General features: G+C 62.6%; 7 protein-coding genes. 6 read left to right on the top strand and 1 reads right to left on the bottom strand.

The window, feature by feature from the left end; genetic code table 11:
• The first annotated feature begins 121 nt into the window (after window positions 1-121).
• The gene (locus VGY55_24335) at window positions 122-3,877 is read left to right on the top strand and encodes a GH116 family glycosyl-hydrolase (GenBank protein HEV2973118.1); all 3,756 of its coding nucleotides are present in this window, start codon (window positions 122-124) and stop codon (window positions 3,875-3,877) included.
• 30 nt (window positions 3,878-3,907) lie between these two features.
• Here the strand turns inward: VGY55_24335 and VGY55_24330 are convergent, their stop codons facing one another.
• Window positions 3,908-4,183 (bottom strand): hypothetical protein, encoded by a 276-nt coding sequence (locus tag VGY55_24330; GenBank protein HEV2973117.1) that lies wholly within the window; start codon window positions 4,181-4,183, stop codon window positions 3,908-3,910.
• A gap of 206 nt (window positions 4,184-4,389) precedes the next feature.
• On the opposite strand from VGY55_24330, the gene ubiE reads away from it, so the two are divergent.
• The 5 genes from ubiE to VGY55_24305 form a co-directional block, all read left to right on the top strand.
• Window positions 4,390-5,100, top strand: a complete 711-nt coding sequence (gene ubiE / locus VGY55_24325; protein ID HEV2973116.1) for a bifunctional demethylmenaquinone methyltransferase/2-methoxy-6-polyprenyl-1,4-benzoquinol methylase UbiE — start codon at window positions 4,390-4,392, stop codon at window positions 5,098-5,100.
• A gap of 4 nt (window positions 5,101-5,104) precedes the next feature.
• Window positions 5,105-5,833, top strand: a complete 729-nt coding sequence (locus VGY55_24320) for a flavin prenyltransferase UbiX (protein ID HEV2973115.1) — start codon at window positions 5,105-5,107, stop codon at window positions 5,831-5,833.
• Between the two features lie 25 nt (window positions 5,834-5,858).
• Complete coding sequence (locus tag VGY55_24315; GenBank protein ID HEV2973114.1) at window positions 5,859-6,770, top strand: UbiA-like polyprenyltransferase; 912 nt, start codon at window positions 5,859-5,861, stop codon at window positions 6,768-6,770.
• Window positions 6,771-6,777: 7 nt separating this feature from the next.
• Entirely contained in the window at window positions 6,778-7,914 is a 1,137-nt protein-coding gene (gene mqnE / locus VGY55_24310) for an aminofutalosine synthase MqnE (protein ID HEV2973113.1), read from the top strand.
• 49 nt (window positions 7,915-7,963) lie between these two features.
• On the top strand, window positions 7,964-8,481 hold a 518-nt coding region (locus tag VGY55_24305; GenBank protein ID HEV2973112.1), incomplete at its 3' end, for a M28 family peptidase.

Raw genomic sequence — 8,481 nt, 5'->3', positions numbered from 1 at the left:
TGTGCCATGCCCACGGCTTTGCGTGGGCATGGGACTGGGGCGGCACATGGCCACTCAGGGCAGTGGCCATGGCACCCTTCGACTTAGCTTTGAAGCTCTTCGATTTCCGGGAGGACGAGCTGTGGCTGAGGAATCTCGTTGTTGCGGCGGCCGATGTTGCACGACCGAGCCGATCGATTTGAATCGCCGCGACTTCATGGAGAAGCTGGCCGCCGGCGCCGCGGCGCTGGCCGTGATCGGCGACATCGCCTCGGCCGCCGACACCAGCGAAAAGCCTCGGCTTGCGCCGCCGAAGCCCGCGGGCGAGCAGCCCTATCCGCGCACGCCGCCGCGGATTTACAAGGGCGACCATCTCGAAGCGGTCGGAATGCCGGTCGGCGGGATCGGCACGGGCAGCATTTGGCTCGACGGCCAGGGGCGGCTCGGCGTTTGGCAAATCTTCAACAATTTAAGCGAGCCGCGAGTGCCCGGCAGCTTCTTCGCCGTCCGCGCCCGCACAGGATCGGGCGCAGCGGTCACGCGCGTGCTGCAAACGGCGGCGGAAGGCTCGTTCAGGGCGGTCGAGTCGCTGGAGTTCGAGGCCGGCTATCCGATTGCGCGGCTGGTGTTCCACGATTCGGCTCTGCCCGTCCAGTTTGTCTTGGAAGCGCTTAACCCGATCATCCCGCTCGACGCGCTGAATTCGTCGATCCCCGGCGCGCTGTTTCGGCTGACTGCAACGAATCCCGGCAAGACAGCGGCGGAAGTGACGATCTGCGCCGCGCTGCAAAACGCAGTCGGCAGCGGCGGCGCGGCGAACATTCAGGGCGTGCGGTTCGCCGGCTACGGGAGAAACCGCAATCGCGTGCTTCGAGAAAACGGCCGCGTGACCATCGCGATGGACAAATCGGAGAATCCGGTTACTTCCGGACCGGTGAAAGTCCGCACAGCCGGCGGCAGCGAAGTTCGCGGACCCGAGCTGCACTGGCTGGCGGGGCAGGTCGATCTGACCATCGCGGCAGCGGAGCAATTGACCCGCATCGCCGCGGACGGCGGCGTGGTCGTCGCCGATGGGCTGTCGAAGCGCTTCTTTGAGGTGCTGGCCTCGCTCCGTACGAAGAATCGCGACTTCGCGGCCGTGGCCACCGTGTTCGAAGACTTCGAGAAACGGACCTACGAGGGCTGGACGATCACGGGGACCGCTTTCGGCAAAGGCCCCTCGCACGGCACGGAAGCGGGGCAGCAACCCGTCACCGGTTTCGTCGGCCGCGGGCTCGTGAACACGTATCTTGAGAGCGACTCACCGCAAGGCACCGCCACATCAAAATCCTTCTCGATCCAGCGGCGGTACATCGGCTTTCTCATCGGTGGCGGCAATCATCCGAACCAGACCTGCATCAACCTCCGCGTCGCCGGCAAGGTGGTCCGCACAGCGACCGGCAAAGACCGCGAAGCCCTCGAGCCGGCCAGTTGGGACGTTGCCGATCTGAAAGGCAAGGAGGCCGCGATCGAGATCGTCGATCGTAATTCCGAAGGCTGGGGGCACATCAACATCGATCAGATCATCTTCTCCGATATCCCACCCGAGCCGCTCCTGCGAAAAGGGACCGCAATCGAGGTCGCCGCCAATGCGATTGATCTGCCTTTCAGCGCGGCGGAAGAAGAGACGCTCCGCGCCGAATCGGCGATCGCTCTGACCGACCGCGCGCCGGCCGCACTTAAATCGATCATCGGCGACTGGAAAGTCTCGCGCTACTCGCGGCTCTGCGGCTTCATCTCGGGCGACCGCGGCTATCAAACGCTGGCGGCGACTCCCAGCGGCGATCCGTTGGTGATCGAAGGCCCACTCGGCCAGGGGCGAATCATCATGGCGCTCGCGCCGGGGCTGCCTTGGAATTGGGGACGTGAATTGTTGACCGCGGTGCGCGCCGAGCCCTTGAAGCCGGGCGAGCGGCTCACACCAGGCAACGGAGCCTGGGGCACGATGGCGCTAGCGGCACTAGATAGCAACGCGGTCGCGCTTCCGGCTTGGTCCACCGCGGATCAGCTAGCCGCCTTCGTCGCCGATCCCGAGAACCGCCGGGGACTGTCCCCTTTTGTGGAGTCTTCGGAACAAAAGGGGACTGTCCCCTTCTCCGCACGAATCGGCGCGAAGCCGGCCATCGCCGAAGCCACCAGCAAACTCGGCCAGACGATCAACGCGGCGCTGGCCGTCCCCTTCACGCTCCAGCCCGGCGAGTCGCGCTCGACGACGTTCGCCCTCACGTGGCACTTCCCCAACGTGCAGCGATTCCAACATTCGGGCAACCTCTACAGCCGGCGCTGGCCCGACGCCACGGCAGTGGCCGATTACCTCGGCAAGAACCTGGAGTCGCTATGGCAATGGACCCACCTGTATCGCGACACGCTTTACCAATCGAACCTTCCCGAGGAATTCCTCGACGCCATGAGTTCGCAGAGCGTGATCTTTCGCGGGCCGACCTGCTTCTGGACGGAGGAGGGCTACTTCGGCGGCTTCGAGGGGAGCTACGGCTGCTGCCCGCTCAATTGCACGCATGTCTGGAATTATGCCCAAAGCCACGCCCGGCTATTCCCGACGATCGGGCAGAACATGCGGATTTCCAATTTCATCACGTTCTTGCACGCCAGCGGCGAAACCTCGCACCGCGAGCACGCCGCGCATCCCGCCTTCATCGACGGGCATTGTGCGTGCATCGAAGCGGCCTATCGCGAGTATCAACTTAGCCCCGATCGGCAGTTTCTGGAAAAGATCTGGCCCGGCGTGAAGAAGGCCGTCAACTGGCTGATCGGTGCGATCGACCGCAACCACGAAGGCCTGCCGCACGGGAAGCAGCCGAACACATACGACACGTCGGTCTCCGGCGCGAACACTTTCATCGGCTCGCAATATCTGGCCGCGCTCTCGGCCGCCATCCGCATGGCCGACGTGATGAACGAACGTCCGAGCGCTGAGCCGTGGAAGTCGGTTCGCGACGCGGGGATGAAGAACCAAAACGAGAAGCTCTGGAACGGCGAGTACTACATCCAGATTCCCGAACCGCAGCCCGCCAATGATTACGATACCGGCTGCCATGCCGATCAACTGCTCGGGCAGTGGTGGGCGCACATGCTCAATCTCGGTTATCTATATCCGGCCTCGCGCGTGAAGAGTGCGCTGGCCGCGATCATGAAGCACAATTTCCGCACGAAGTTTGCCGGCTTCAAGCAGGCGCCGCGGCGGTACATCCCTGACGACGATGGCGGGCTGATCATCTGCACCTGGCCGCGCGGCGGGCGGCCCAATCCATTCATTCTCTACGCCGACGAGGCCTGGACGGGCATCGAGTACGCCGTTGCCGGCGCGATGATCTACGAAGGGCTGATCGACGAGGCCCGCCAAATCGTCCGCACCGCCCGCAGCCGCTACGACGGGCGCCGCCGCGACGGACTCGACTCCGGTCCCGGCGGCAATCCGTTCAACGAACTCGAATGCGGCAAGTTCTACGCGCGAGCGATGAGTTCCTGGTCGCTCTTGATCGCGTCGCAAGGACTGGTGGTCGAGGGCCCGAAAGGCGTCCTCGGTTTCAAGCCAAAATGGCAGCCCGACGACCATCGCTCCTTCTTCACCGCGCCGGAAGGCTGGGGGCTGTTCATTCAAGAGCGACTGCCCCGCCAGCAGACGGCGCGGATTGAGCTGCGCCGCGGCCGCCTGCGGCTTAGCGAACTGGTTTTCGAGCTGCCCAAAGTCGCAACCGCATCGGCAACCGTCACCATCGCCGGCCGCTCGACCCCCGCCGCGCTTCAACAATCGGGCGCCGAGATCCGAATGGTGCTGGAACGGGAAGCAATCATCGCGGAAGGCGAGATGATCGAGGTGGTGCTGCGTTTGTCGGGGTAAGTGGTCGCGCTAAGAATCAGCGTCCAACGCTCATCGCATCGGCAAAAAAAGCAGCACGCCGATGACCACCAGCGGCCAAAGGCAAACCGCCCCGATCACGGTGCATAGCAGCCTCCGGCGCACGAGCACGCCGATGGCCAATCCCGCCAGCGCGCCGCCGACCACTCCGCAGGCCGGCAGTAGCAGGATCGGATCGATTTGTCGGCCGCGGCCGCTGGCGTAAAGCCAGTAAACGAACCCCACCGCTAGCGCAGCGCAAACCAGCGCCGTTGCCGCGCCGAGTATCTGCAAGAATCCTGGCTTCATCGAGTTCCGATCGGCGCCGGCTGGCCCGCCGTCGCCCCGAAAATGCACCCCGAAACTTTACATTCAACCCGATTAACGTCCGATGGTTCCGGTCCGCTAAAAACTCGGCGGAGCATGTTTCACAGCATCCGCAGCCATCCCGTTGGGCGGTTATGAATGAATCCCCTTTGCGGTTAGAATCCTGAAAAACAGCGTGGACCCAATTCATGATCGTCGATAAATCGGAAACGCGCGTTCGGCGGATGTTTGGCGAGATCGCCGAGCGATACGATTTCCTGAACCATTTGCTATCGTTGGGGATTGACCGCTATTGGCGATGGCAAACGGTGCGGCGCGTGCCGGCGCGCGAGGATGGGCCGCTTTTGGATCTCTGCACTGGGACTGGCGACCTGGCGCTGGCCTATTTCAGGCGGACGAACGGAGCGATTACGATCGTAGCAGTCGATTTTTGCCCCGAGATGTTGGCGATTGGCCGAAAAAAGGGGACTCAGGCCGGAGCAAATGGGCAGATGACGTTCGTCGAGGCGGATGCCCAGCGGCTGCCGTTTCCCGATGATTCGTTTCAGATCGTCTCCGTCGCTTTCGGGCTGCGGAACGTGACCGACACGGACCGCGGGCTCAGCGAGATGGCGCGGGTCTGCAGGCCGGGAGGGCGCGTGGCGGTGTTGGAGTTTTCCCTGCCGCGCGGGCAAATGCTGCGTGGCTTGTACAACTGGTATTTTCGCCGCGTGCTGCCGCGGATCGGCCAGGCGATTAGTCGGAATCGGTTTAGCGCTTACGATTATCTCCCGGCCAGCGTCGGCGAGTTTCCCACCGGCGAGGCGCTGGCCGAGCGGATGCGCGGCGCGGGGCTGCGCGAGGTGAGCTTCACGCCGCTGACGTTCGGCGTGGCGACGCTATATGTTGGAACGAAGTGATGCTATGAACCTCGTCTTGGCGATCACCGGTGCAAGCGGCGCGGCGTATGCGGCGCGGTTGCTGGAAGTCCTGCTTGCCGCGGGACGCGACGTGCATCTGACGATCAGCCCGGCCGGGCAGACGGTGCTTCGCGAGGAATTAGGACTCAAAGTCGATCTCGACGGTTTTCGTGCGGCCGATTTGCTGCCCTCCGTCAAAATGGACCAAGCGCCTACGCGAGAACCGACTCCGGAGAAGGGGACAGTCCCCTTTTGTTCCGCGACCATCGAAGCGATGGTGCCCGCCACAAAAGGGGACAGTCCCCGGCGGTTCTCGGGCGCGATCCACTATCATCACCATCAAGACCTCATGGCCCCGATCGCCAGCGGATCGTTCTTAACCGGCGGCATGATCGTTTGCCCGTGCTCCGGCGGCACGCTGGCGGCGATCAGCCATGCCATGGGGACCAACCTCATTCATCGCGCGGCCGAGGTCCATTTGAAGGAGCGCCGCAAATTGATCCTTGTCCCGCGCGAAACCCCGCTCTCGTTGCCGCAGCTTGACAACATGAAACGGGCCGCGGAGGCGGGAGCGGTCGTGTTGCCAGCCAGCCCGGGGTTTTATCACGGGGTGAAGTCGGTGAGCGACCTGGTGGATTTCGTCGTCGCCAGGATTTGCGATCAGCTTGGAGTCGAACATTCGTTGATTCGACGTTGGGGAGAGGGAAAACGAGCGTCAGATCTTCAAATCTGAGATTTGATACTTGGAATCCAAAACTATGTTCCGCCACCTGCGATACCTGCTCGAACTCATCCGCTTCAGCCACACGCTGTTCGCGCTGCCGTTCGCGTTGTTGGCGGCAGTGATGGCGTGGAGCGAGAATCGGCGCGGCTCGCCGGCGGTTCCGTGGCGATGGACCGAGCTGGCGGGGATTCTACTCTGCATGGTGACGGCCCGCAGCGCGGCGATGGCGTTCAACCGGCTGGCCGACGCCCAGATCGACGCTGAGAACCCGCGGACGCGCGAGCGGCATTTGCCGGCGGGCACGTTGAGCCGCGTGAGCGTCGCACTTTTTGCCGCAGTTTGCTCGGCGGGATTCGTGGCGGCGACGCTGCTGTTTTTGCCCAATCGCCTGCCCCTGTACTTATCGCTTCCGGTGCTGGCGTTCCTGATGGCCTACAGCTTCACGAAGCGATTCACGGCGCTATCGCATTTTTGGCTCGGCGCCGCGTTGATGGTGGCCCCGGTTTCCGCGTGGATCGCGATTCGCGGCGAGTTCGTCACGCGAAGCCCGCTGGATCTGTTGCCGGCTGTCGTGCTCGGCGGGGCAGTGCTGTTGTGGGTCGCGGGCTTCGATATGATTTATGCCTGCCAGGATTTTGAATTCGACCGCCACCGCGGCTTGAAGAGCATGCCGGCGCGCCTCGGCATCGGCCGAGCGTTGCGGCTGGCGGCCGTCAGTCACGTGGGAACAATCGCCCTGCTCAGTTTGTTGCCGCTGGTCTATAATCGGTTCGGCTGGGTTTACTGGACGGGATTGGTGGCGGTGGCCGCGCTGCTAGTCTATGAACATCGGCTGGTTCGGCCCGACGATCTGACTCGCGTGAATCGAGCTTTTTTCAATGTCAACGCGGTCGTGAGCCTCGGGCTGTTGATCGTGGGCACAATTGACTTGGCAATTAGCAGGTGATTTTTCGATGATCCGCACTGTTCATCCGACGCTGAAAGAGATCCGCGACAAAGTTGAAGCCGGCGAGCGGTTATCGTTCGATGACGGTCTACTGCTGTTCAGCCCCGACGTGCATTTGAACGAACTCGGCGAACTCGCCAATCTGGTCCGTGAGCGCAAGAACGGCAATTGTGCCTACTACAACATCAACACGCACCTGAACCCGACCAACGTCTGTGTTTATCGCTGCATCTTCTGCGCGTTTCGCTCTGATTTGCGCGATCCCAAGGGATACCTGATGAGCGACGAGCAGGTTCTGGCCCGCGGGCGAGAGGCCGTCGATTGCGGCGCCACTGAGATGCACATCGTCGGCGGGCTGCACCATCAAAAGAAATTCGATTGGTATTTGAACTTGTTGAGGCTCCTGCACGACGCCTATCCGCAGTTGCACCTCAAGGCTTGGACGGCGGTCGAGATCGATTGGTTCACGCATCTCACCGGCCGCTCGATCCGCGAAGTGCTTGCCGAGCTGCGCGAGGCAGGGCTCGGCAGCCTGCCCGGCGGCGGTGCCGAAATCTTTCATCCCGAGGTCCGCGATCAGATTTGCGAGCACAAGGCCGATGCCGGGCGCTGGATCGAAATCCATCGCACGGCCCACGAACTCGGCCTGCGCTCGAACGCCACAATGCTCTACGGGCACTTGGAAAACGATTATCACCGCGTCGATCATCTCACTCGGCTGCGCGAGTTGCAGGATGAAACCGGCGGTTTTCAGACCTTCATTCCATTGGCATTTCATCCGGAAAACACGAAGCTCAGCCACATCAAGAAGGCATCGGCGCTGGTTGATCTGCGCATCATGGCCGCGAGCCGCCTGCTGTTCGACAACTTCGCTCACGTTAAGGCCTATTGGATCATGCTTGGCATCGGCACCGCTCAGACGGCTCTGGCCTACGGCGCGGACGACTTGGATGGCACGGTGCGCCACGAATTGATCTATCACGACGCCGGCGCCAAGACCCCCGAAATTCTCTCGGTCGACGAGATTCGCCGCCTGATCGCGGAGGCCGGGCGCGAACCGGTCGAGCGCGACACGCTCTATCGCCGCGTGAAGCGCGATGGCACGAAGTGGGCGTCGAGCGAACCGATCTTTGCTGCTCGCTAGCTGGCGCATTCGTCTTTTGACGGCCGGCGGTTTTGCTTAGAATAATCGTATGAGAATCGCACTCGCCGTGGGGAGGCTGATCATGCGCTGGCTGTCGGGCCAAATGGTGTTTGTTGGCGCGATCGTGACGGCCGGCGCGCTGGTGGCGGCGCTGCTGTTGTTCGATCCGCTTGGCCATTCGGCCGCGCCCCCTTCGGAAACGACTTCCAAATTCCGTTTGGACGAGATCCCGTTCGACGGCAAGCAGGCTTACGAATATCTCAAGCAACTTTGCGAGATCGGCCCGCGGCCCAGCGGCTCGGCGGGAATGGTCGCCCAGCAAAAACTTATCACAGAACATTTTCGGAAGCTTAAGGCTCAAGTTAGCTTCCAGGAGTTCCGGGCCCGCAATCCGCAGGACGGCAGCCCGGTGCCGATGGCCAACATCATCGTCCAGTGGCATCCGGATCGGAAGGAGCGGATTCTGCTCTGCGCCCATTACGACACGCGGCCATTTCCCGACGAGGACACCCGGAACCCCAAGGGAATATTCATCGGCGCGAACGACGGGGCCAGCGGGGTGGCCGT

Source organism: Pirellulales bacterium (genome assembly GCA_035939775.1).
In the GTDB taxonomy this organism is placed as follows: Bacteria; Planctomycetota; Planctomycetia; order Pirellulales; family DATAWG01; genus DASZFO01.
Note: the sequence above shows the minus strand (reverse complement) of the source record. Positions and strands in the feature narration are given on the sequence as shown.